General features: G+C 65.5%; 20 protein-coding genes and 2 pseudogenes. 16 read left to right on the top strand and 6 right to left on the bottom strand.

Annotated features, from left to right (window positions below):
• Nucleotides 1-6 precede the first annotated feature (6 nt).
• The 6 genes and pseudogenes from FNL56_RS26365 to FNL56_RS26340 all read left to right on the top strand — a co-directional run bounded on the left by FNL56_RS26365 (nt 7) and on the right by FNL56_RS26340 (nt 4,936).
• Nucleotides 7-1,044: an NAD-dependent epimerase/dehydratase family protein gene (locus tag FNL56_RS26365; protein WP_143575758.1), complete on the top strand. Its 1,038-nt coding sequence runs from the start codon at nt 7-9 to the stop codon at nt 1,042-1,044.
• Entirely contained in the window at nt 1,031-1,852 is an 822-nt protein-coding gene (locus FNL56_RS26360) for a GNAT family N-acetyltransferase (RefSeq protein WP_143578430.1), read from the top strand. Before FNL56_RS26365 ends, FNL56_RS26360 begins: the two co-directional genes overlap by 14 nt.
• Nucleotides 1,853-1,856: 4 nt before the next feature.
• A complete protein-coding gene (locus FNL56_RS26355) occupies nt 1,857-2,912 on the top strand; it encodes a dihydrodipicolinate synthase family protein (RefSeq protein ID WP_143575756.1) in 1,056 nt (351 codons plus the stop codon).
• A pseudogene (locus tag FNL56_RS26350) lies at nt 2,912-3,686 on the top strand (ABC transporter ATP-binding protein). Before FNL56_RS26355 ends, FNL56_RS26350 begins: the two are co-directional and overlap by 1 nt.
• A 184-nt stretch (nt 3,687-3,870) precedes the next feature.
• Nucleotides 3,871-4,197: a (2Fe-2S) ferredoxin domain-containing protein gene (locus tag FNL56_RS26345; RefSeq protein ID WP_143575754.1), complete on the top strand. Its 327-nt coding sequence runs from the start codon at nt 3,871-3,873 to the stop codon at nt 4,195-4,197.
• Between the two features lie 10 nt (nt 4,198-4,207).
• Entirely contained in the window at nt 4,208-4,936 is a 729-nt protein-coding gene (locus FNL56_RS26340; RefSeq protein ID WP_143575753.1) for a DUF2786 domain-containing protein, read from the top strand.
• Between the two features lie 3 nt (nt 4,937-4,939).
• Here the strand turns inward: FNL56_RS26340 and FNL56_RS26335 are convergent, their stop codons facing one another.
• Nucleotides 4,940-5,140: a hypothetical protein gene (locus tag FNL56_RS26335; RefSeq protein WP_143575752.1), complete on the bottom strand. Its 201-nt coding sequence runs from the start codon at nt 5,138-5,140 to the stop codon at nt 4,940-4,942.
• A gap of 281 nt (nt 5,141-5,421) precedes the next feature.
• Here FNL56_RS26335 and FNL56_RS26330 point away from each other — a divergent pair, with 281 nt between their 5' ends.
• A complete protein-coding gene (locus FNL56_RS26330; protein ID WP_441351317.1) occupies nt 5,422-6,402 on the top strand; it encodes a tripartite tricarboxylate transporter substrate binding protein in 981 nt (326 codons plus the stop codon).
• A 26-nt stretch (nt 6,403-6,428) separates the two neighbouring features.
• Nucleotides 6,429-7,346: an NAD(P)-dependent oxidoreductase gene (locus FNL56_RS26325; RefSeq protein ID WP_143575750.1), complete on the top strand. Its 918-nt coding sequence runs from the start codon at nt 6,429-6,431 to the stop codon at nt 7,344-7,346.
• Between the two features lie 9 nt (nt 7,347-7,355).
• On the opposite strand, the gene FNL56_RS26320 is transcribed toward FNL56_RS26325, so the two are convergent.
• Both FNL56_RS26320 and recQ read right to left on the bottom strand, forming a co-directional pair.
• Complete coding sequence (locus tag FNL56_RS26320; protein ID WP_143575749.1) at nt 7,356-9,332, bottom strand: AI-2E family transporter; 1,977 nt, start codon at nt 9,330-9,332, stop codon at nt 7,356-7,358.
• Between the two features lie 77 nt (nt 9,333-9,409).
• Nucleotides 9,410-11,266, bottom strand: coding sequence for a DNA helicase RecQ (recQ, locus tag FNL56_RS26315; RefSeq protein WP_246660799.1), 1,857 nt, complete (start codon nt 11,264-11,266; stop codon nt 9,410-9,412).
• Between the two features lie 162 nt (nt 11,267-11,428).
• Here recQ and FNL56_RS26310 point away from each other — a divergent pair, with 162 nt between their 5' ends.
• The 3 genes from FNL56_RS26310 to uvrA are packed head-to-tail and all read left to right on the top strand — an operon-like array spanning nt 11,429 to nt 14,655.
• The gene (locus tag FNL56_RS26310; RefSeq protein WP_143575748.1) at nt 11,429-11,770 is read left to right on the top strand and encodes a hypothetical protein; all 342 of its coding nucleotides are present in this window, start codon (nt 11,429-11,431) and stop codon (nt 11,768-11,770) included.
• Nucleotides 11,771-11,830: 60 nt separating this feature from the next.
• A complete protein-coding gene (locus FNL56_RS26305) occupies nt 11,831-12,124 on the top strand; it encodes a hypothetical protein (protein WP_143575747.1) in 294 nt (97 codons plus the stop codon).
• Between the two features lie 2 nt (nt 12,125-12,126).
• The gene (gene uvrA, locus FNL56_RS26300) at nt 12,127-14,655 is read left to right on the top strand and encodes an excinuclease ABC subunit UvrA (RefSeq protein ID WP_143582465.1); all 2,529 of its coding nucleotides are present in this window, start codon (nt 12,127-12,129) and stop codon (nt 14,653-14,655) included.
• A 119-nt stretch (nt 14,656-14,774) separates the two neighbouring features.
• Here the strand turns inward: uvrA and FNL56_RS26295 are convergent, their stop codons facing one another.
• A complete protein-coding gene (locus FNL56_RS26295; protein ID WP_143575745.1) occupies nt 14,775-15,044 on the bottom strand; it encodes a SemiSWEET family sugar transporter in 270 nt (89 codons plus the stop codon).
• Between the two features lie 142 nt (nt 15,045-15,186).
• Here FNL56_RS26295 and FNL56_RS26290 point away from each other — a divergent pair, with 142 nt between their 5' ends.
• The 3 genes from FNL56_RS26290 (at nt 15,187) to FNL56_RS26280 (ending at nt 16,933) form a co-directional block, all read left to right on the top strand.
• Nucleotides 15,187-15,534, top strand: coding sequence for a RidA family protein (locus FNL56_RS26290; protein WP_143575744.1), 348 nt, complete (start codon nt 15,187-15,189; stop codon nt 15,532-15,534).
• 5 nt (nt 15,535-15,539) lie between these two features.
• On the top strand, nt 15,540-16,355 hold the full coding sequence (locus FNL56_RS26285) for a 3-keto-5-aminohexanoate cleavage protein (RefSeq protein ID WP_143579240.1): 816 nt from the start codon (nt 15,540-15,542) through the stop codon (nt 16,353-16,355).
• Nucleotides 16,356-16,423: 68 nt separating this feature from the next.
• The gene (locus tag FNL56_RS26280; RefSeq protein WP_143575742.1) at nt 16,424-16,933 is read left to right on the top strand and encodes an NUDIX hydrolase; all 510 of its coding nucleotides are present in this window, start codon (nt 16,424-16,426) and stop codon (nt 16,931-16,933) included.
• Between the two features lie 180 nt (nt 16,934-17,113).
• Here the strand turns inward: FNL56_RS26280 and FNL56_RS26275 are convergent.
• Nucleotides 17,114-17,636 (bottom strand): annotated as a pseudogene (locus FNL56_RS26275) (hypothetical protein).
• 107 nt (nt 17,637-17,743) lie between these two features.
• On the bottom strand, nt 17,744-18,196 hold the full coding sequence (locus FNL56_RS26270; protein ID WP_143575741.1) for a response regulator: 453 nt from the start codon (nt 18,194-18,196) through the stop codon (nt 17,744-17,746).
• Between the two features lie 269 nt (nt 18,197-18,465).
• On the opposite strand from FNL56_RS26270, the gene htpG reads away from it, so the two are divergent.
• Both htpG and FNL56_RS26260 read left to right on the top strand, forming a co-directional pair.
• Nucleotides 18,466-20,337, top strand: a complete 1,872-nt coding sequence (gene htpG, locus FNL56_RS26265) for a molecular chaperone HtpG (RefSeq protein ID WP_143575740.1) — start codon at nt 18,466-18,468, stop codon at nt 20,335-20,337.
• Between the two features lie 258 nt (nt 20,338-20,595).
• Nucleotides 20,596-21,792 (top strand): ABC transporter substrate-binding protein, encoded by a 1,197-nt coding sequence (locus FNL56_RS26260; RefSeq protein WP_143582464.1) that lies wholly within the window; start codon nt 20,596-20,598, stop codon nt 21,790-21,792.
• Nucleotides 21,793-21,866: the final 74 nt, after the last annotated feature.

Here is a 21,866-nt window from a genome sequence, read left to right as displayed (position 1 = left end):
GACGACATGCTGCTGACCCGCGACACGCTGCCCGACACCATCCCCGATCTCGAAGCGCTCGATGATCTGTTGTGCCGGCCGAGCCAGGCGCTGATCGACGATCTCGCCGGCCTCGACGGCGACATCATGATTTTGGGCGTCGCCGGCAAGATGGGGCCGACGCTGGCCGGGCTTGCCAAGGCCGCACAGCCGGACCGTCGTGTGATCGGCGTCGCGCGCTTCAGCGATCCCGAGGCGAAAGCCTGGCTCGAGGCGCGCGGTATCGAAACCATCAGTTGCGACCTGCTCGACGAGGACGCGATCGCGACCTTGCCCAAGTCCCCCAACATTATCTTCATGGCCGGCCGCAAGTTCGGCGCGGAAGGCGACCTCTCGCTGACCTGGGCGATGAACGCCTACGTCCCGGCCATGATCGCGCAGGCGTTTCCGAACAGCCGCATCGTCGCGTTCTCCACCGGCTGCGTCTATCCCTTCGTCCCAGTGACGGGCAAGGGCGCCGATGAAAGCCTGCAGCCCGATCCGCCCGGCGAATATGCGCAATCCTGCGTCGGCCGCGAACGGATGTTCGAGTATTTTTCGCGCAAGTTCGAGACGCCGGGCCGGCTGTTCCGGCTGAACTATGCGATCGACATGCGCTACGGCGTCCTGCACGACATCGCGATGAAGATCGTGCAGGGCAAGCCGATCGATGTCAGCCTCGGCCACGTCAATTTCATCTGGCAGGGCGACGCGGCCGCGCAGGCGCTGCGTTGTCTCGCGCATTGCGACGCGCCGACCACCCCGATCAATGTCAGCGGCCATGAGATTCTCACGGTGCGCGACCTCGCCACCCGGATTGGCGCGCGCCTGGGTCGTGCCCCGATCATCACCGGCAGCGAGCAGCCGACCGCCTGGCTCACCGACGTCTCGCTTGCGACAAGCCTGTTCGGCCTGCCGATCGTCGATGTCGACCAGATGATCGCCTGGACTTGCGACTGGGTAGCGAGGTCGATGCCAAGTCATGGCAAGCCGACCAAATACGAGGTCCGCGATGGCCGCTACTGACAGCGTTGCGATCGTCCACCTGCAGCCCGGCGATGCGGCGGCGGCATTGGCGTTGTCGACCGAGGCTCAATGGAATCAGAACGAGGCCGACTGGCGCTTCTTCCTGGCGAGCGGCATCGTGTTCGGCATCGTCGAGCGCGACGTCGGCCTGATCGCCACTGCAGCCCGTCTGCCCTATGCGCAGGGAAATGCGTGGATCAGCATGGTGCTGGTCACCGCAAGCCGTCAGCGCCGGGGGCTTGCCACCCGCCTGGTCGATGCCTGCATCGAGGAGGCGACGCGGCAGAGCCGCACCGCTTGGCTCGACGCAACGCCGGCGGGCGCGGCCGTCTACGGCGGGCTGGGTTTCACGCCGACGGGCAGGATGCTGCGGATGCGCCATGCTGCGGCTATGGCGACGAAAGTGCCGCTGCTAGCGGGAGACTTCGAGGAATTGGTGGCGCGTGATGGGCGGGCAACGGGTTTTGACCGCCGCGCAATGTTGCAGGAATTGTGTGGACGTGACGGCTCGCGCCTCGTCGCGCAGGGCGGCGCCATCGCGCTGATCCGCGACGGCCGCAGCGCGCGCCACGTCGGCCCGCTCCTGGCCGATGACGCCGCTTCCGCCGCGCGGCTGCTGGCGGCGATCGTGCAATCGGAGAATGTCGCGCTGCTGACCGACGTCAATGGCGACGACCACGGCTTCATCGACAACCTGACCGCGTCCGGCTGGAGCGCCGAACGTCCGTTCCAGCGCATGCGGTTCGGCCGCAGCAACGTCACAGCATCAGCGCCGGCCTTCGCCGGCGCCGGCCCGGAATATGGATAGCGCCATGCATCACAGCGAGATGAAGTCCGACGTCCGCGGCCTGATCGCCGAAGGCACGGTGATCCCCGCCCATCCGCTGGCGCTCGATGCGACGCGACAGCTCGACGTCTCGCATCAACGCGCGCTGACGCGCTATTACATCGACGCCGGCGCGGGCGGCCTCGCGGTCGGCGTCCACACCACGCAATTCGCCATCCGCGAGGTCGGGCTGTATCGGCCGGTGCTCGAGCTCGCCGCCGAAACCGCTGCGGCCTGGACGAACAACCCGCTGGCGCTGGTCGCCGGTCTGGCCGGTCCCACGGCGCAGGCCGTGGCGGAAGCGCAGACCGCGCGTGGCATCGGCTATCATGCCGGCCTGCTCAGTCTGGCCGCGATGAAATCCGCTTCGGAGGACGACATTATCGCGCATTGCGAGGCCGTCGCTCGCGAAATCCCGCTGATCGGTTTCTACCTGCAGCCCGCCGTCGGCGGGTTGCTGTTGAGCTCCGACTTCTGGCGCCGCTTTGCCGCGATAGATAATGTCATCGCCATCAAGATGGCGCCGTTTAACCGCTACCGCACGCTCGACGTGCTGCGCGGCGTGCTGGCGGCCGGCGCGCTCGATCGCGTCACGCTCTACACCGGCAATGACGACCACATCCTGCTCGATCTCACGCTGCCGTTCGACCTGCGCGACCAGGGCGTCACCACCCGCGTCAACATCCGCGGCGGGCTGCTCGGCCACTGGTCGGTGTGGACCGCCAGCGCGGTGATGCAGTTCAAACGCTGCCAGGCGGCGCGCGGGGGCGATCACCTGCCGGCGGATCTGCTGGCGCTCGATGCCCGCGTCACCGACTGCAACAGCGCCTTCTTCGACGTCGCCAACAATTTTCACGGCTGCATCGCCGGTTGCCACGAGATCCTGCGTCGGCAGGGCCTGCTGCAGGGCATCTGGTGCCTCGATCCGGCCGAGGGTCTCAGCCCCTGCCAGATGCAGGAGATCGATCGCGTCTGCCGCGAACATGCCGACCTCAGCGACGACGACTTCGTCGCGACCAACCTGTCGAAGTGGTTGTCGTGATGGCCGAGCGCGAGCCCTTCATCCGCCTGCGTAACGTGCGCAAGGTCTACCGTTCGCAGGGCAAGGAATTCCTCGCGGTATCCGACGTCACGATGGACGTTGCCGAGGGCGAACTGGTTTCGCTGGTCGGCCCGTCCGGTTGCGGCAAGACCACGGTGCTGAAAAATCCTCGCCGGCCTGCACAGCGCCGATGGCGGCACCATCGAGATTGGCAATGCGACCACGCCGTTCGATCCCGGCCGCGACATCGGCATGGTGTTCCAGCAGGCGCTGCTGCTGAAATGGCGCACCATCCTGGACAACGTTCTGCTGCCTGCCGAAATCGTCGGCCTGCCGATGAAGGCCGCCCGCGCCCGCGACCTGCTCAACATGGTCGGCCTGGCCGGGCATGAGGACAAATACCCGCAGCAGCTTTCCGGCGGCATGCAGCAGCGCACCGCGATCGCCCGCGCCTTCATCCATGATCCCAAGCTGATTCTGATGGACGAACCGTTCGGCGCGCTCGATGCTTTGACGCGCGAGCAGATGAACCTCGAAATGCTGCGGATCTGGCGCGAGAGCGGCAAGACCATCCTGTTCGTCACCCACAGCATCCAGGAAGCGGTGTTCCTCGCTTCGCATTGCGCCGTGCTGACCGCGGGGCCGGCGCGTATGGCGGAGTATTTCCCGATCGACCTGCCGGCGGAGCGCACGCTGGACATCAAGACCACCGACGCGTTCGGCGTCTATGCCCGCCGCATCTATGCCGGGCTGGGGATGAGTTCCGGACACTGACCTCTCCTCGTCATTGCGAGGAGCTTTTGCGACGAAGCAATCCAGTTCTTGTTGAATTCGCTGCTTTCTGGATTGCCGCTTCGCTTCGCTCCTCGCAATGACGAAGGATAGGGCGGGGCCAACCATTCGGGTTCCCCAACTTCCTGCCCTACCGAGAAGCGGCGCGCGTTCCTATATCCCGGCCATGCCCAAATCCTCTCTCGTCACCATCGCGCCGCGCCGTCCCCAGCCCATCTTCGTCTGCAAGAAATGCCTCGGCCGCATCGACGACGGCAAGGCGTTGCGGCGCGGGCTGAAATCCGAGGCCAAAAGGCTGGCGCAGGAGCGCGGCGAAAAGCCGGCGCGGGTGGTGTTGACGTCGTGCCTCGGAATCTGCCCGAAGCGCGCGGTTGTGGTCGCTAGTGCCGCGACGTTGCAGCGGGGGGAGTACCTGCTGTTGGCGGATGGCGATTCAGCCGCTAAGGCTGCCCCGATCCTGATGCCGGAAGCCGGCGCGCAGGGCGGCAAATAGGGGCTTGTCCGTGGACGCACATTCCGACCCCACCGCGCTCGACAAACTGCGCTCGCGGATCCAGGCGCTGCGCGCCAAGACCATCGACAATGGCTGCACCGAGGACGAGGCGCTGTCGGCCGCCGCCAAGGTCGCCGAGCTGCTCGACCGCTACGACCTGTCGCTGACCGATGTCGAGATTCGTGCGGCCGCCTGCGAGCGGCGCAGCTTCGAGACCTATCGCAAGAAGCGCATCCCGCTCGACGACTGCATCGGCGCCATCGCCAAATTCTGCGATTGCCGGGTATGGCGCGAAAAAAACGAGTCCGGCGAGAGCCGCTACGTGTTCTTCGGCCTGCGCGCCGACATCGAGGTCGCGCATTATCTGACCGAACTGGTCGACACCGCCGTGCGTACCGAGACCGGTCGCTTCAAGACCTCGCGCGAGTACCAGAAGTTCCGTCACAACGAGCGGCATCTGGCCAATTCGTCATTCTCGCTGGGCATGGTGGCGTCGATCGCCGACAAGCTGATGGCCATGAAGGCCGAACGCGACCATGTCGGCGAGACCACGGGTCGGGCGCTGGTGATGGTCAAGGCCTCGGTGGTCGAGGCCGAATTCGCCAAGCTCGACATGAACCTGAAGACGTCGCGCGGCGGTCGCCGCATGGTGTCGATGACCGCCTATGAAGCCGGCGGCGTGGCCGGCGCCTCGCTGGCGATCCATCCGGGCATCGGGGCGGGGAAATCCCGGAACTAGCGCTTACCGCACCGCCGAAGTGCCGGACGTCGTCACCATCACCGGCTTGCCGGCCTTGATGACCTTGGCGGTCTGGGTGGCGCCGTCCTGGTTGCCGCTGCGGGCGGCGACGCCGAACCCGGCGAGGGCGATACCGGCCACAACGGCCATCGCCACGATCTTCAGATGCGTGGAGCGGTCTGCACTGTGAAGCGAGTGGTTCATGGCGGCCTCCTGCCGTCTTCGCGGCGTCTATGGATGGATTCATAGAATTCGCCGGTTTCCGGCCGATGGCGTCCGGCTGCAAAAGTGTTTCGTTTGCGTGTCGTTCTGTTTCGTGTGTCGTGCGGCGCGCGCCGCCCGCGGTCCAGACGCGCGGTATTTCAGTGCGCCGATCTTCCCATCGACGATTTTCCCGCTACAACCGCCGCAAGAAATGCGGTGCGATAGGCACGGCCGACAACGGGAGAATGCGGACGGTGGCACATCGGAACAGAGTGATCGGCATGCTGGCGGTGGTCGCCGCGATCTCCTGCGCGGCCTTGTCGGCCCAGGCCCAGGCCCAGTCACAGGCCCAGTCACAGGCGCCGGCTTGGCCGAAGAAGCAGGTCACCTTCTTCGTGCCCTATGCGCCGGGAGGCGCCGTCGACGTGGTGGCGCGGACCATCGGCCAGTCGCTGTCGAAGAGCTGGGGCCAGACGCCGGTCGTCGAGAACCGGCCGGGCGCCGGCGGCACCATCGCCTCCAAGGCGCTGACCCAAGCCGCGCCGGACGGCTACACGCTGATCCTGGTCGCGTCGGGCCACCCGCTGAACCAGTTTTTCTATCCGAGCCTGCCTTACGACACCTTCAAGGATTTCACCGCGATCAGCGAAGTCGCCTATTCGCCGCTGGTCATCATGGTGTCGAAGGACAACCCCGCCAGGAACCTGCAGGAGCTTTTGGCGCAAGCGAAAGCGAAGCCCGACTTCCTGTCCTATGGCATGTCCGGCAACGGTACCTCGGCGCATCTCGCCGGCGAACTGCTCAACCACATGGCCGGCGTCAGGATCGTCTCGATCCCGTTCAAGGGCGGCGCGCCGGCGCTGACCTCGGTGATGGCCGGCGACATCCCGATGAGCATCAACCCGTTGCCGGAAGTGACCGGCCAGATCGACGGCGGCGCCGTGCGCGCGCTGGCGGTGACCACGGCAACCCGTTCAAAGGTTCTCCCGGAGGTGCCTACCGTCGCGGAATCCGGCGTGGCGGGTTATGACACCGCGGTCTGGTGGGGCTTTCTCGGACCCGCCGGCATGGCGCCGGAGGTAGTGGCCAGGATCCACGCCGATCTGGCAATCGCGCTGAAGGATCCCGCCGTGCTGGCGACGCTCGACAAGATCGGTGCTGTGCCGGTCGGCAGTTCGCCGCAGGAGTTCGACGCCTTTATGCGCGCTGAAGCCGCCAAATGGGGACCGATCCTCAAAGAGGCCAACATCAAGGCCCAGTAAGACGCAGCTATGGAAGAAATCGCATCATGACCCCGTCCAACCAATGGCATGTCGGCATCGTCGGCTATGGCGAAGTCGGCCGCATCCTCGGCGAAGATCTGCGCGCGCAAAACGTCCCTGTCAGTGCTTATGACATCAAGCTGGACGGCGAACAGGCGGGCGACTTGCGCAACCACGCCGCAGCGCACGGCGTGACCCTTGCGGCATCGCATGCGGAGCTTGCCGCGCGCGTTGATTTCATCCTGTCGGCGGTGACGGCCAGCCAGGCGGTGCCGGTGGCGCAGGCCTGCGCGCCCGCGATCCGGCCGGGCGCCTGGTTTCTCGATTTCAACTCCGCTTCGCCTGGAGCCAAGCAGCGTGCCGCTGCCCTGATCGACGGCGTCGGTGGCCGCTATGTCGAGGGCGCTGTGATGACCTCGGTGCCGCCCTATCGCATCCGGGTGCCGCTGCTGCTTGGCGGCTCAGGCGCAGCTGAGCTCGCGCCCCTGCTTGCGGCGCTCGGCTTCGATGCCAGGGTGGCGAGCGCCGAACTCGGTACGGCGTCCGCGACCAAGATGTGCCGCAGCATCATGATCAAGGGTCTGGAAGCCATGGTGATCGAGAGCTTCACCACCGCGCGTTTTTATGGCGTCGAGGACGCCTTGCTGGCCTCGCTCACCGAGACGTTTCCGGGCATCGACTGGGAAAAACAGGGCGCTTATTTCTTCCAGCGCGTCATCGAGCACGGCCGCCGCCGCAGCGAGGAAGTTCGCGAGGTCGCCGAGACGGTACGCGACGCCGGCCTGACGCCGTGGTCGGCCTCGGGCACCGCCGAGCGTCAGGCCTGGATGGCGGACCTCGCCGATGACGGGCTGTTCGGCGCGCGCGGGACGGATGATTTTGCGCGCAGCGCGGACTGGCGCATCGAAGCGGACCGTATCCTTGAGAAGCAGGGTGCGAAGTAATCCGATCCGTCATGCTGCGTTGACGATGCCGGCAGCGGGCTTCTCCAGCAGGCCATGCGTGGCGCCTGGGCTGACGGCCTCCAGACAAGCGGCCAGCGCCTCGACCAGACTTGGCGCGGTGCGATCCACCTTTGCACCGTCCAGCAACTGCTCCAGTTCGGCGTCTGTCATTTCTCGGCCGAAGCAGCACAGCACGATCTGGGCTTGCGGCGCCTTCCGGCGCATCCGCCGCACCGCGTAACGGACATGGGCCAGCGCCGTCGTGTCGAGACAGACCAGACAGATCATCGCGACCCCTGAGGTATCCAGGGCAAAGATGTTCTTGGTCGATAGCGCCTGCGCCGGCTCTACCCGCGCCGGCAGTCCGTGGGATGAGATCAATTGCGCCAGCAGAATGCCGGCGGCTTCGTCGAGCGTGCTTCGCGCGGCGATGCACAGCACCGGGTTCGCGCTCTGCCATTCGGCCGGCAGCTGCTCGCGTTGGAGAACCGGCAGGCCTGGCATCGGCACTTCCTCGATCGTGGAGTCCAGCGCGGCGTTGGCTTCCACATCGGTGGTTGCGTCCTCGGCAGGGGCCGGGCGGGGCTCCTCCTCCGCGAGGTCGCTGGCAAATTCGGCGACGGTATCGCGGATCTTGTCGAGCCGTTCTACCGTCAAGGCGCCGCGCTCGTGATCGGTCTGCGCCAGCCGCAGGCCAGCCATCGCGACCTGGTCATAATAGGAAGTGAGCGACTTGGTCTTGAGATATTCCTCGGCCTTGTCGGCGGCCTCGGTGGGATCGCCGGCGAGCATGCGCTGATAGAAAATTTCGGGCGGTGACAGCGCCGGTCGATCGCCGAACATGATGTCGAGAAACGCCAGCCTTTCTACGTGACGACCGATCACCACGAGGCACACCGTAAGAGGGGTGGCGAGCACCAGTCCGATCGGCCCCCACAGCGCCGTCCACAGCGTCGCGGAGGTCACCACGGCGATCGGCGACAGGCCGGTGTTGTGGCCATAGAGCATGGGCTCGATGACATGGCCGACGATCGGCTCGACCAGGATGAACAATGCCGCGGTCCAAATCACCATGGTCCAGCTCGGATCGACGGCGATGGCCAGGGTCAAAGGGAAGGCTGCGCCGATGAACGCGCCGATATAGGGCACGAAACGCAAAACGCCTGCGAGGATCCCCCACAAAATCGCGCTGGGTACGCCGATGGCCCAGAGTCCGAGGCCGATCGCGATTCCGAAACCGGAGTTGACCGCAAGCTGGATCAGGAAGAACCGGCTCAATCGGCGGGCTGCATCGTCCAGCGCCGCCGTGGTGCGCTGCAGGTCATGCGACCCTGCCAGCCGGATCAGCCGGTTTCGCAAGTCCTCCCGCTGCAGCAGAATGAAGATCACGAAAATGACGATGATGAACGTCGTCGCGAGCGGGTGGATCAGCGGTGAAATGAGCGTCCGCAGGCTTTCCAGCGCGCCGGGATCGGGCTGTCGGACCTCGACGGGCACGGGCTGGGCCGGAGGAGTGGCCGGGAGCGCGGCCGGCGTTGCGGGCGCGGTCGGTCCCGCTTTCGGCCGATCGAGTTCCTGTCCAAGATCCTTCAGCATTTCGGAGGCGCGCTCGAGCGTGCCGCGCCCTGCAGTCTGCTGCCGGAGCGATGAAATCTTCTCGCTGATGGTGGTCTGATATTTCGGCAGGTCGCCTGCCAGCTGGCTGAGCTGGCCGGCCAGAAGGCTTCCCAGCGCGAAGATGACGGTAAAGGCCAGCACGACGACGGTTACGACGGCGACGCCCCGTGGGGCTCGCAGGTGCTGCACCAGGCCCACCAGGGGCGCCAGCACGAAGCTCAACAGGACTGCCAGGGCGATCGGCACGAAGACTTCCCGACCGAAATAGAGAGTCGACAGGATCAGGGCGGCGATGATGCCGTTGGCGGCCATCCGAATGACTGATCGAAGATCGTCACCGTCCTGGTCCTTTGGCGTCCGCAACAGCATCTCGAGCATCCCACTCTATAAGACCCAACGGCCGATAATGGGATTGCGAGGATTTCGTTCCGGCCCGCGGGCGCCGACTAGACGGAAGCCTTCACCAGCGCGACGATCTCGTCGCCGTAATGCTCCAGCTTCTTGTCGCCGATCCCCGGGATGCCGCGCAGTTGCGCCAGCGAGACCGGCTTGGCGGTGGCGATGCCGTCCATCGTGGCGTCGTGCAGGATGACATAGGCCGGGACGTTGCGCTTCTTGGCCTCTTCGGAGCGCCAGGCGCGCAGCACTTCGATCAGGTCGGGATCGCCGCTGGCGCTGCGCGGCGCCGCGAGATCGCCGCGGCGCGATTTGGCGCGCGGCGCGCGGCCGACGCCCAGCGACTCTTCGCGCAACATGACTTCGGTCTCGCCCTTCAGCACGCCGCGCGCGGTCTCGGTCAGCTTCAGCGCGCCGTAGGCCTCGCCATCGGCATAGAGATAGCCGAGCGCCACCAGCTGTCGCGTAACCGCGCGCCACTGCTTCTCGTTCAGGTCGGCGCCGATGCCGAACACCGAAAGCTTGTCGTGGCCGAACTGCTTGATCTTGTCGGTGAGCCGTCCGATCAGCACGTCGATCAGGTGCATCGCGCCGAATCGCTGCCCGGTGCGGTAGGCGCAGGACAACAGCTTCTGTGCAGCGACGCTTCCGTTCCAGACCTTGGGCGGTGACAGGCAGTTGTCGCAATTGCCGCAACTGGTCGTCCCGGTGGTTTCCTCGCCGAAATAGCCCAGCAGCCGCGAGCGCCGGCAATGCACGGTCTCGGCGAGGCTGACCAGCGCGTCGAGCTTGGCGACCGAGACGCGCTTGAAGGCTTCCGCGCCGGTGGATTCGTCGATCATGCGGCGCTGCTGCACGATGTCGGACAGGCCATAGGCCATCCAGGCGTTCGACGGCTTGCCGTCGCGGCCCGCACGCCCGGTTTCCTGATAATAGGCCTCAATGCTCTTCGGCAGATCGAGATGGCAGACGAAGCGGACGTCGGGCTTGTCGATGCCCATGCCAAAGGCGACGGTGGCGACGATCACCACGCCGTCCTCGTTGATGAATCGGTCCTGGTTGCGAGCGCGCACATTGGCGTCGAGCCCGGCGTGGTAGGGCAGCGCCAGCACGCCGGCCTTGTTCAGGGCCTTGGCGGTGTCCTCGACCTTGGCGCGCGACAGGCAATAGACAATACCGGCTTCGCCCGCGTGGCGCTCGGCGATGAAGGCCAGGAGTTGCTTCTGCGCGTTGGTCTTGTCGACGATCTCGTATTTGATATTGGGCCGGTCGAACGAGGCGACGAAGCTCGGCGCGTCGGTGAGGCCGAGCCGGTGCACGATCTCCTGCCGCGTCAGGTCATCAGCGGTAGCGGTCAGCGCGATCCGCGGCACGTTTGGAAAGCGTTCGGCGATCACCGAAAGCCCGATATATTCCGGGCGGAAGTCATGGCCCCATTGCGACACGCAATGCGCCTCGTCGATGGCGAACAGCGCGATTTTCGCGCGGCCGAGCATGGCCAGGCAGCGCGGGTTCAAGAGCCGCTCGGGCGCGACATAGAGCAGATCGAGATCCCCGGCCAGGAGCCGCTGCTCGACCTCGTTGGCCTCGTCCCAGGATAATGTGGAGTTCAGCACCGCCGCCTTGACGCCGGCCTCCAGCAGGCCCGCGACCTGGTCGCGCATCAGCGCGATCAAGGGCGACACCACGATGCCGCAGCCTTTGCGCAGCAGCGATGGCAACTGGTAGCACATCGACTTGCCGCCGCCGGTCGGCATCAGCACCAGGCAGTCGCCGCCAGCGGTGACGTGGCGGACGATCGCCTCCTGCGCGCCGCGGAACCCGGGCAGGCCGAATACCGAATTCAGGACGGCAAGCGCGTCCGGTTCGGCGTCGGTCATTGCGGTGCGGGCGGGGGAAGCGGACATAAGGGGGGAGGGTCCTGATTCGTCGGTCCGGTATATCAGACGCCACGTCATTCGCGCGTCGCATCCTCCGCAAATCCGGTGTAGACTGCAATTGTTGCCGCTTCGCAGGGGCCTGTCCCACAGATCTTGCGCGCGCCGCCCAACAGATCGCCGAAGTCAGCTATGTCCCTCATCCTGCGTATCTTTTCATGGCTTCTCGGGCGCCGTCGCGGCGTCACCCCGCGCTGGCGCGCGGCCAATGAGAACGTGCTGTCGAAGTCCGCGCCGCGGCCCCGCAAATCAGGCGCCAAGCCGCCGAAATGGACCGTGATGGTGCATCTCATCGCGCACGATCCTAAGGTGAAGCTGCTCGGTCATCGCACCGCGCTGGAAGTCTGGAACCTGTCGGATCCGACCAGGCTGGCCTTCCTCTATCTGCAGCACGGCCGCCGCCTGCGGCTGCCGGCGCCGGCCGCGATCGTCGAATTCGGCAAGGCCGCGCGACGCAGCCGGAGCGCGGAATAGCCAGCGGAACCAACAGGCTTCCGGTAGATTGATGGGCAGCATCAACCCGAGAGGCCCGCCATGACCGACGACACCTTCATCGACGCAATTCCCGAAATGGCCGAGCGCGCCACCAACGGCGCCAAGAAAGCAGCCCGCGGTGCCGCCAGGAGTGCCGCCGGCAGTGCGTCCGAGGCCGGTGCGATGGTCAGCGACATGTTCTGCGCCGCGGTCGACAGACTGACCACCGTCGTCGACGACGCCCGCCGCCCCGGCAAGCCGCTCGACACCGTCTCCAAGATCACCCGCGACGCCCCGCTCGGCGCGCTGTTCGTGGCCTTCCTCGTCGGCGTCGCGATCGCGCGGCGGCGCTAGAAATGGACGCGCGCAGTCCCAACAAGGGCGCGCTGAACTTCGACGATCCCGAAAACTTTGTCCGCGTCCGCGGCGCCCGCGAGCATAATCTAAAGGACGTCTCGGTCGTGATCCCGCGCAACGCGCTGGTGGTGTTCACCGGCGTATCCGGCTCCGGCAAATCCTCGCTTGCTTTCGGCACGCTCTATGCCGAGGCGCAGCGGCGCTATCTGGAATCCGTCTCGCCCTATGCGCGGCGGCTGTTCAACCAGATGGCGATTCCGGAGGTCGACGAGATCGAAGGCCTGCCGCCGGCCGTGGCGCTGCAGCAACAGCGGGGATCGCCGACCACGCGCTCCTCGGTAGGCAGCGTCACGACGCTCTCGAACCTGCTGCGCATGCTGTATTCGCGCGCCGGCGATTATCCGCGCGGCCAGCCGCTGCTGTACGCGGAATCGTTTTCGCCGAACACGCCGGAGGGCGCCTGCGAACGCTGCCACGGCATCGGCCGTGTCCACGGAGTCACCGAAAAATCCATGGTGCCGGACCCCGCGCTGACGATCCGCGAACGCGCCATCGCGGCGTGGCCGACCGCCTGGGGCGGGCAGAACCTGCGCGATATCCTGGTGACGCTCGGGTACGACGTCGACACGCCGTGGCGCGACCTGCCGAAGAAGGATCGCGACTGGATCCTGTTTACCGACGAGCAGCCGACGGTGCCGGTATATGCCGGCTATACGCCCGCCGAAACGCGGCGCGCGCTGAAGCGCAAGGAAGAGCCGAGTTACCAAGGCACGTTCACCGGCGCGCGAAAATACGTGCTGCAGACCTTTGCCACGACGCAGAGCGCGATGATGAAACGCCGGGTGTCGCAGTTCATGCTGGGGAGTGAATGCCCGGTGTGCCACGGCAAAAGGCTGAAACCGGAATCGCTGTCGGTGAAATTCGCCGGCTTCGATATCGCCGAGCTGTCGCGGCTGCCGTTGAAGCGGCTTGACGCGATGCTGCGGCCCTATATGGGCGAGACCAACAAGGTTTCCGCCGACCACCCGGAAAAGGCGATGGTGATCCATCGCATCGTCGAGGATCTGCTGGCGCGGCTCGCGGTGCTGCTCGATCTCGGCCTCGGCTATCTCACCCCGGAGAGGAGCACGCCGACGCTGTCGCCCGGCGAATTGCAGCGGCTGCGGCTGGCGACGCAGGTGCGCTCCAACCTGTTCGGTGTCGTCTATGTGCTGGATGAGCCTTCCGCCGGCCTGCACCCCGCCGATACCGAGGCGCTGTTGCGCGCGCTGGATCGGCTGAAGGCGGCCGGCAATTCGCTGTTCGTCGTCGAGCATGAGCTGGACGTCGTGCGCCATGCCGACTGGATCGTCGATGTCGGTCCCGGCGCCGGCGTGCATGGCGGCGAGGTGCTGTACAGCGGCCCGCCCGATGGCCTGGCGGATATCGAGGCTTCGCAGACGCGGCGCTATCTGTTCGACGATGGCGAGCGAACAGCGCGCAAGCCGCGGCCGCCGCGCGACTGGCTGAAGCTGCGCAATGTCACCCGCAACAATCTCGACAAACTCGACATCGATATTCCGCTCGGCGTGTTCACCTCGCTCACCGGCGTCTCCGGCTCCGGCAAATCGAGCCTGATCAGCCAGTTTCTGGTCGAAGCGGTATCGGAGCGGCTCGGCCAGCGGCACGAGCCGATCGAAGAAGCTGCGGACGCGCTCGATGAGAGCGTCGAGACACTGGGCGGTGATATCACAGCCGGCATTGACAGCATCAAGCGGCTGGTGGTGGTCGACCAGAAGCCGATCGGCCGCACGCCGCGCTCCAATCTCGCCACCTATACCGGCCTGTTCGACCACGTGCGAAAACTGTTCGCGGCGACCAAGCAGGCCAAGGCGCGGCGCTACGATGCCGGACGGTTCTCGTTCAACGTCGCCAAGGGGCGTTGCGAGACCTGCCAGGGCGAAGGCTTCGTCAGCGTCGAACTCCTGTTCCTGCCGTCGGTCTATGCGCCGTGCCCGACCTGCCATGGCGCGCGCTACAATGCCAAGACGCTGGAGATCAGGATCCGCGACCAATCGATCGCCGACGTGCTCGGCATGACGGTGGACGCCGCCTACGACTTCTTCGCGGAGGATGTCGCCCTGCGGCGTTCGCTCGGCGTGATCCGCGAGGTCGGGCTTGGTTATATCCGGCTTGGCCAGTCCGCCACCGAATTGTCCGGCGGCGAGGCACAGCGCATCAAGCTGGCGACCGAACTGCAGCGCGCCCAGCGCGGCGCGACGCTTTATGTGCTGGACGAGCCGACCACCGGTCTGCATCCGTCGGATGTCGAAAAACTGATGAAACAGCTCGACGGCCTGGTGGCGTCGGGAAACACGGTCGTGGTGGTCGAGCACGACATGGACATGGTCGCATCGAGCGACTGGGTCATCGACATTGGCCCCGGCGCCGGCGACGAAGGCGGCCGCGTGGTCGCCTCGGGCCCGCCGGCCGACGTCGCTCGCGTGAAAGAGAGCCGCACGGCGAAGTATCTCGCGCGGGTGATTTAACCGATACGCGCGATCTCGGCCGTCATTGCGAGGAGAAGTTGCGACGAAGCAATCCAGTCTTCGCCCGTGGCTTCTGGATTGCCGCGTCGCTTCGCTCCTCGCAATGACGGCTGAAAGGCCTAAGCCTCCGCCCGCATGTCCCGCAGTTTGCACGCCAGCACCGTGCCGGACAGCGTGCCGCCGACGATGTTCGCGAGCACCAGGATCCAGTCGCCGTTGATCACGCCGTAGCAGACCCACAGTGCGAGGCCAGTGGTCAGCACCGCCAGCATCCTGACCGAGAGATCGCCGGTCGAGCCGCGCGGCAGCGCCTTGCGGACTTGCGGGATGTAGGAGAGCGAGGTGCAGGTTGCGGCGAGCGCGCCGATGAGCGACATGAGGCTGAACATCAAGGACATTCCCGAGGCTTGGGGCAGGTGACGTCCCCCTTCAACAGACTCTTTCGATGCGGGTTCCGGCGGCTTGACGGCGGCGGGCGCAGCGGGGAATGTGCCCGCCGTTTCCCTTAGCTTTCGAACGAAAGAATTCCGCATGATCAAGCGTCTCATCCCCGGCAAGCGTCTCAGCCAGGCCACCATCCACGGCAACACGGTCTATCTCGCCGGCCAGGTGCCGGATGATTACACCGGCAATGTCGAGGCCCAGACCACGCAGGTGCTGGCCAAGATCGACGCGCTGCTGAAAGATGCCGGCACCGACAAGACCAGAATGCTGTCGGTCACCGTCTGGCTGCCGAACATGGGCGATTTCGCCAAGTTCAACACCGTGTGGGACGCCTGGGTGCCGGCCGATGCCACGCCTGCGCGCGCCTGCGTCGAGGCCCGGCTCGCCGATCCCTCGATCAAGGTCGAGATCGCCGTCATCGCCGCGATCGGCTGACACCGATGATCCCGACAGCAATCGCAGTCGCCCCCAATGGCGGCCGCAAGATCAAGGCCGACCATCCCGCGGTGCCGCTGACGCCGGCGGAACTGGCGGTCACCGCCGCGCGCTGCCGCGATGCCGGCGCGTCGATGATCCACGCCCATGTCCGCACCGCGGACGGGCACCATCTGCTCGACGCCGATGCCTACAAGGATGCGATTGCGGCGATTCGCGGCGCGGTTGGACAGGATCTCGTGATCCAGATCACCAGCGAGGCGCTCGGTAAATACAGCCCGGCGCAGCAGCGCGCGGTGGTGCGCGACGTCCGCCCGGAGGCCGTATCGCTGGCGCTGCGTGAGCTGGTGCCGGACGCGACGGAGGAGGCCGCCTTCGCCGATCTGCTCGGCTGGATGAAGGCGGAGAACGTCACGCCGCAGATCATCCTCTACGAAGTGGCGGAAGCCGTTCGTCTGGCCGATCTGCGCCGGCGCGGCCTGGTGCCGTTCACGCATCTGCCGGTACTTTATGTTCTGGGCCGCTACACCGCGGGTCAGATCTCGGCGCCCTCCGACCTGCTGCCGTTCCTCGATTCCACCGCACCCGTCTTCGAGCACTGGAGCCTGTGTGCCTTTGGCGCCCGGGAGGCGGCCTGCGTCACCGCCGGCGCGCTGCTCGGCGGTCATATCCGGGTCGGCTTCGAGAACAATGAGTCGCAGCCGGACGGTACTCGCGCACAGGGCAATGAGGATCTGGTCGCCGCCGCCCGCCGCGCCATCGCGGCCGTCGGCCTCCGCGCCGCAACGGCTGACGAATTGCGTGCGGCGACTATGAAATAAGCCGCTTGGAACATGTCAAAAAATGACGAATTTAGGTGAATGTCACCATACATCTTTATATCTCCTGGATGGCCGATAAAATTATCAATATTTCAAAAGACGTTATTTCAGCAGCAGGCGGTATTGTCGTGCAACGGGGCGAGCCGCCACTTTTTGCAGTGGTATGCCTGCGCAAGCGCGGCGACTGGGTGCTGCCGAAGGGCAAGCTCGATCCCGGCGAAACGCCGCGCGCCGCCGCGCAGCGCGAGGTTCTGGAAGAGACCGGCCACGATACCGTTGTCGGCGAATTCCTGGGTACGCTGGCGTACGAAGTCGGCCTCCGCATCAAGGTCGTGCATTACTGGCGAATGGAAGCCGACGCCGAACCCAGCCGTTCGCTGATGAAGGACATCACCGAAGTGGAATGGCTGCCGCTCGACGAGGCTTTGGCGCGGCTTACCCGCAGTCACGAACAGGCGTTCCTGGCACAAGTCGGGCCGCTGGCCCTGCAGGCGCGGGCCGGCGTCCGCGGCAATGGCCCGACGGGCACGCCGCCGGCCGGCCTGCTGCAGAAGTTGCGACGCTGGCTGAAGGGTTAATCGCGCCGCGCTCTTTCTTCACCTCCCCCTCGTGGGGGAGGGTAACCGCGCGACAGCGCGGACGGGAGAGGGGAAGTGTTTGGCGCCGCCCCCTCTCCCGTCGCGGACTTCGTCCGCGCCACCCTCTCCCGCTAACCGCAGCTTCGCTGCGGCCGTGGGAGACGGGAAGAAAAGCCATCGCTACGCGCTGCGCAGGATCACGCCGTACCAGCCCAATCCGCGGTAGGTCTCGTAGCCGGGCGTCGCATGGAACGCGACCAGCGTGCCGGCGCGGTCGTGCTGGAAGCCGCTGCGGGGGCCGTTTGCGGCAAGCGCGACCTTCTCGGTCAGCAGACCCTGCCCATCGGACGCCGCGATCACGCGAAAATCCCTGTCGACCAGCAGCACGCGGGTCTGCGACACATGCGCCACGCTGATATCGTTCGGCGCGGCGGCGCAATCCACCACCGCCGAATCCGTCGCCCACCAGCGCACGTCGCAGGTCCGCTCATAGAGGTTGCGGTCGATCAGCTCGACGGCGTCCAGCGCCAGGTCGACCATGCGCTCGCCGCGCAGCATTCAGCGCCAGCATCTTCATCTGGTTGGTGATCGACTGGATCGACCTGGTCTTCTCGCAGGCGATCTGGTTGACCTCGGCCGTCAGCCGCGCGATCAGGGCCGAAATGTCAGAGGCCTCGTTGCTGCCATCGGTTGGGATTGCCAAACGAGTTGTCTCACCAGCGCCATCGTAAACCTCTTGCGTCCGGGTGGTGCCCCTCGCCGATGCAGGCGGGCGACCGTAACGGATTCCGCAAGATGGTATTTGAATGCTTAATTTGAGTTTAATTTTTCGTGTGGCGGGCATTCTTGCCCTGATCGGCCGTCGGGTTCGCGGCGCGCCTCTCTCTCCATCAGGCATTCCTCGACGATGGTCAGCAGGGTCTGCGGCTTGAACGGTTTGCGCAAGCATCGAGCGGCGCCAAGCCCCAGCGCCATGCGCAAAAAATCCGGCGCCGGCGACAGGCTCTCCGCGAAGGCGTAGCCGGAGATCGCAATCAGCGGCACCGCCGGCGCGCATTCGTGAAACCGCCGCACGGATTCGAAACCATTCATGTCGGGCATGAAGATATCGACGATCATCAAGTCGAAGTCGCCGCGTCTCAGCGCCGACAGGCCGGACGCCGCGCCATCCGCGGTCACGACGTCGAAGCCTTGCCGTTTGAGCCACAGCTGCATGGTCTGCGACACCATCGGATCGTCGTCGACAACAAGTAAGCGCAGCATCGCGCAGCTCCCAGCCGTGATCCCGGGAGGCGTCATTGTCGCCCGGGTTCCGCCGGATCCCGGCGAATCAACCCGCAATCTGGAAAATTACGCGACCGCGTGTCTGTATCAAATGGTGCATATTCAGGTTGTACGGGCGCGATTGTTCTGGCTATTTTGCGGCCGTGGTATCCAGCGACCCGCTTGTGGTATCCCCATGGAATCTTGCGGTTTCCGCCCGCCATGCCATATCCGGCTCACCCCCGCTCCATGACCTGATCGAGTGACCCATGACTGACACCGCGACCACCTCCGCCCCGACCTCACAGCCGTTCCAGGCCGAGGTCGCCGAACTACTGAACCTGATGGTGCACTCGGTCTATTCCGAGACCGACATCTTCTTGCGCGAACTGATCTCGAACGCCTCCGACGCCTGCGACAAGCTGCGCTACGAGGCGATCGCCAATCCCCATCTGATCGCCGAGGGAGCGTCGCCGAACATCACCATCGCGCCGGACAAGGAAGCCAGCATCCTGTCGGTGATCGACTCCGGCATCGGCATGGACCGCCAGGAACTGATCGACAATCTCGGCACCATCGCTCGCTCCGGCACCAAATCGTTCCTGTCCCGCCTCACGGAGGCCAAGGACGGCGTCGGGCTGATCGGCCAGTTCGGCGTCGGCTTCTATGCCGCCTTCATGGTCGCCGACAGGATCGTCGTGACCTCGCGCCGCGCCGGCGAGCACGACGCCTTCACCTGGACCTCGTCGGGCGGCGCCGGCTTCGAGATCGCCCAGCTGGAGGACGGCATGAGCCAGCCTGCCGGCACCCGGATCGACCTGCATCTCAAGGAAGACGCCAAAAAATATCTCGAGGCGCACGAGATCGAGCGCATCGTGTCGGCCTATTCCGACAACATCCAGTTCCCGATCCTGCTCAAGGACGGCGATACCGAGCCGCGCCAGATCAATTCCGCCAGCGCGCTGTGGCAGCGCTCGAAATCCGAGCTGACCGCGGAAGACTACACCCAGGCCTACAAGTCGATTGCGTCGGCCTGGGACGAGCCGGCGATGACGCTGCACTACCGTGCCGAAGGCCGCTATTCCTACGCCGTGCTGCTGTTCGCGCCGTCCGCCAAGCCGTTCGACCTGTTCGAGCCCAACCGCAAGGGCAAGGTGAAGCTCTACGTCCGCCGCGTTTTCATCACCGACGACGCCGATCTCCTGCCGACCTATCTGCGCTTCATCCGCGGCGTGATCGACGCCGAGGACCTGCCGCTCAACCTGTCGCGCGAGATGCTGCAGAACAATCCGCAGCTCGCGCAGATCCGCAAGGCGGTCGCCACCCGCGTGGTCGGCGAACTCGACAGCATGAGCGAGAAGGAGCCGGAGGCCTTCGCCAAGATCTGGGACGCGTTCGGCCCGGTGATCAAGGAAGGCCTGTACGAGGATTACGAGCGCCGCGAAAAGCTGCTGTCGTTGTCGCGCTTCACCACCACCACCGGCGAGAAGCGCTCGCTGAAGCAGGTGGTCGCCGACTTCAAGGAGAACCAGACCGAGATCTATTATCTGGTCGGCGACAGCATCGAGCGGCTGAAGTCGAATCCGAAGCTGGAGGCGGCAAAGTCGCGCGGTCTCGAAGTGCTGTTGCTGACCGACCACGTCGATGCGTTCTGGACTTCGGCGCCGACCGATTTCGAGGGCAAGCCGCTGAAGTCGCTGAGCCAGGGCGAGGTCAATCTCGACCTGATCCCGCGGATCGACGAGGAGCCGAAGGACGAGAGCGCGCCGGAGACCGACGAGGCTGCGACCATCGCCGTGATCAAGGACACGCTCGGCGAGCGCGTCTCCGACGTGAAGGCCTCGACGCGGCTGACGACGTCGGCGTCCTGCCTGGTCGCCGGCGGCTTCGGGCCGGACCGCGAGCTGGAGCGCATGCTGGCGATGCAGAACAGGGGCGCCGGCACCAAGCCGATCCTCGAGATCAACCTGCGCCACCCGCTGGTGGCGCGCATCGCCGGCGCCGACAAGGCCGCCCGCGGCGACGCCGCGGATCTGTCGTTCCTGCTGCTGGAACAGGCGCAGATTCTGGACGGCGAGCTGCCGGAAGACCCCGCGGCCTTTGCGGCAAGGCTCAACCGGCTGGTGCTGAAGGCGATGTAGTTTGTTCCCTTTCCTGCTAGCGGGAAAGGCAGGCAAGCCATTGACCCAACCCGTCATTGCGAGGAGCGAAGCGACGCGGCAATCCAGAAAGCCATAAGCGAAGACTGGATTGCTTCGTCGCAAGGGCTCCTCGCAGCGACGGGGGAGGGGCCGTTGCTTCCTTCCAAGGCTGTTCCCTTATCCGAAAGATTAGCTGTCCCTCCGCGATATTCTAAAATAGCTTCCCGGCAACGTTAAAAACCATCGGGAGGCTACCTCATGAAGTTCGGGCATTTGCTGTCGGCGGCTGCGCTGTCCAGCCTGTTCATTGCTGCACCTGCGATGGCGCAGGGCGTCAAGATCGGCATTCTCAACGACCAGTCCGGCGTCTATGCCGATTACGGCGGCAAGTACTCGCTCGAAGCCGCCAGGATGGCGATCGAGGACTTTGGCGGCGAGGTGCTCGGCCAGAAGATCGAATTGATCACCGCCGACCACCAGAACAAGCCCGATCTCGCCGTCTCGATCGCGCGCCGCTGGTACGACGTCGAAGGCGTCGACATGATCACCGAACTCACCACCTCCTCGGTGGCGCTCGCGGTGCAGGAACTGTCCGCGCAGCAGAAGAAGATCGATATCGTGGTCGGCGCGGCGTCCTCGCGCATCACCGGCGATGCCTGTACGCCCTATGGCTTCCACTGGGCGTTCGATACCCGCGCGCTCGGCGTCGGTACCGGCGGGGCTTTGACCGAAGCCGGCGGCGACACCTGGTTCTTCCTCACCGCGGATTATGCGTTCGGCTATTCGCTGGAAAAGGACACCGGCGACATCGTCAAGGCCAAGGGCGGCAAGGTGCTCGGCGCGGTGCGCCATCCCTTGAACTCGTCGGACTTCTCCTCCTTCCTGCTGCAGGCGCAGGCCTCCAAGGCCAAGGTGATCGGGCTGGCCAACGCCGGGCTCGACACCACCAACACCGTGAAGCAGGCTTCCGAATTCGGCATCGTCGCCGGCGGCCAGAAGCTTGCCGGGCTGTTGCTGACGCTCGCGGAAGTCAATGGCCTCGGCCTGCAGGCGGCACAGGGCCTGGTGCTGACGGAATCGTTCTACTGGGACCGCGACGACAAATCCCGCGAATTCGCCGACCGCTTCTTCAAGCGCACCCAGCGCATGCCGAACATGATCCAGGCCGGCACCTATTCATCGACGCTGTCCTATCTCAAGGCGGTGAAGGCCGCCGGCACCAAGGATTCGGACGCGGTGGTGACGAAGCTGAAGGAACTCCCGGTCGACGACGTCTTCGCGCAGGGCGGCAAGGTGCTGGCCAACGGCCGCATGGTGAAGGACCTATATCTGTTCGAGGTCAAGAAGCCGTCGGAGTCCAAGAAGCCGTGGGACTATTACAAGCAGCTCGCGACGGTGTCCGGCGACAAGGCCTACCCGACTGCGGCAGCGAGTGGTTGCCCGCTGACGAAGTAGGAGAGGACGCAAGCGCCGTCTTTCTTACTCTCCCCTGGAGGGGGAGGGTCGCTCCGCAGCGTGCGAAGCACGAT

Source organism: Tardiphaga sp. vice304 (assembly GCF_007018905.1).
Lineage (GTDB): Bacteria > Pseudomonadota > Alphaproteobacteria > Rhizobiales > Xanthobacteraceae > Tardiphaga.
Note: the sequence above shows the minus strand (reverse complement) of the source record. Positions and strands in the feature narration are given on the sequence as shown.

Bases quoted from the DNA above. Each gene is read 5' to 3' on its own strand.
- FNL56_RS26365 (WP_143575758.1), top strand. From the start codon at position 7: ATGCTGCTGACCCGCGACACGCTGCCCGACACCATCCCCGATCTCGAA.
- FNL56_RS26360 (WP_143578430.1), top strand. From the start codon at position 1,031: ATGGCCGCTACTGACAGCGTTGCGATCGTCCACCTGCAGCCCGGCGAT.
- FNL56_RS26355 (WP_143575756.1), top strand. From the start codon at position 1,857: ATGCATCACAGCGAGATGAAGTCCGACGTCCGCGGCCTGATCGCCGAA.
- FNL56_RS26345 (WP_143575754.1), top strand. From the start codon at position 3,871: ATGCCCAAATCCTCTCTCGTCACCATCGCGCCGCGCCGTCCCCAGCCC.
- FNL56_RS26335 (WP_143575752.1), bottom strand. From the start codon at position 5,140: ATGAACCACTCGCTTCACAGTGCAGACCGCTCCACGCATCTGAAGATC.
- FNL56_RS26330 (WP_441351317.1), top strand. From the start codon at position 5,422: ATGCTGGCGGTGGTCGCCGCGATCTCCTGCGCGGCCTTGTCGGCCCAG.
- FNL56_RS26325 (WP_143575750.1), top strand. From the start codon at position 6,429: ATGACCCCGTCCAACCAATGGCATGTCGGCATCGTCGGCTATGGCGAA.
- FNL56_RS26320 (WP_143575749.1), bottom strand. From the start codon at position 9,332: ATGCTGTTGCGGACGCCAAAGGACCAGGACGGTGACGATCTTCGATCA.
- recQ (WP_246660799.1), bottom strand. From the start codon at position 11,266: ATGTCCGCTTCCCCCGCCCGCACCGCAATGACCGACGCCGAACCGGAC.
- FNL56_RS26310 (WP_143575748.1), top strand. From the start codon at position 11,429: ATGTCCCTCATCCTGCGTATCTTTTCATGGCTTCTCGGGCGCCGTCGC.
- FNL56_RS26305 (WP_143575747.1), top strand. From the start codon at position 11,831: ATGACCGACGACACCTTCATCGACGCAATTCCCGAAATGGCCGAGCGC.
- uvrA (WP_143582465.1), top strand. From the start codon at position 12,127: ATGGACGCGCGCAGTCCCAACAAGGGCGCGCTGAACTTCGACGATCCC.
- FNL56_RS26295 (WP_143575745.1), bottom strand. From the start codon at position 15,044: ATGTTCAGCCTCATGTCGCTCATCGGCGCGCTCGCCGCAACCTGCACC.
- FNL56_RS26290 (WP_143575744.1), top strand. From the start codon at position 15,187: ATGATCAAGCGTCTCATCCCCGGCAAGCGTCTCAGCCAGGCCACCATC.
- FNL56_RS26285 (WP_143579240.1), top strand. From the start codon at position 15,540: ATGATCCCGACAGCAATCGCAGTCGCCCCCAATGGCGGCCGCAAGATC.
- FNL56_RS26280 (WP_143575742.1), top strand. From the start codon at position 16,424: ATGGCCGATAAAATTATCAATATTTCAAAAGACGTTATTTCAGCAGCA.
- FNL56_RS26270 (WP_143575741.1), bottom strand. From the start codon at position 18,196: ATGCTGCGCTTACTTGTTGTCGACGACGATCCGATGGTGTCGCAGACC.
- htpG (WP_143575740.1), top strand. From the start codon at position 18,466: ATGACTGACACCGCGACCACCTCCGCCCCGACCTCACAGCCGTTCCAG.
- FNL56_RS26260 (WP_143582464.1), top strand. From the start codon at position 20,596: ATGAAGTTCGGGCATTTGCTGTCGGCGGCTGCGCTGTCCAGCCTGTTC.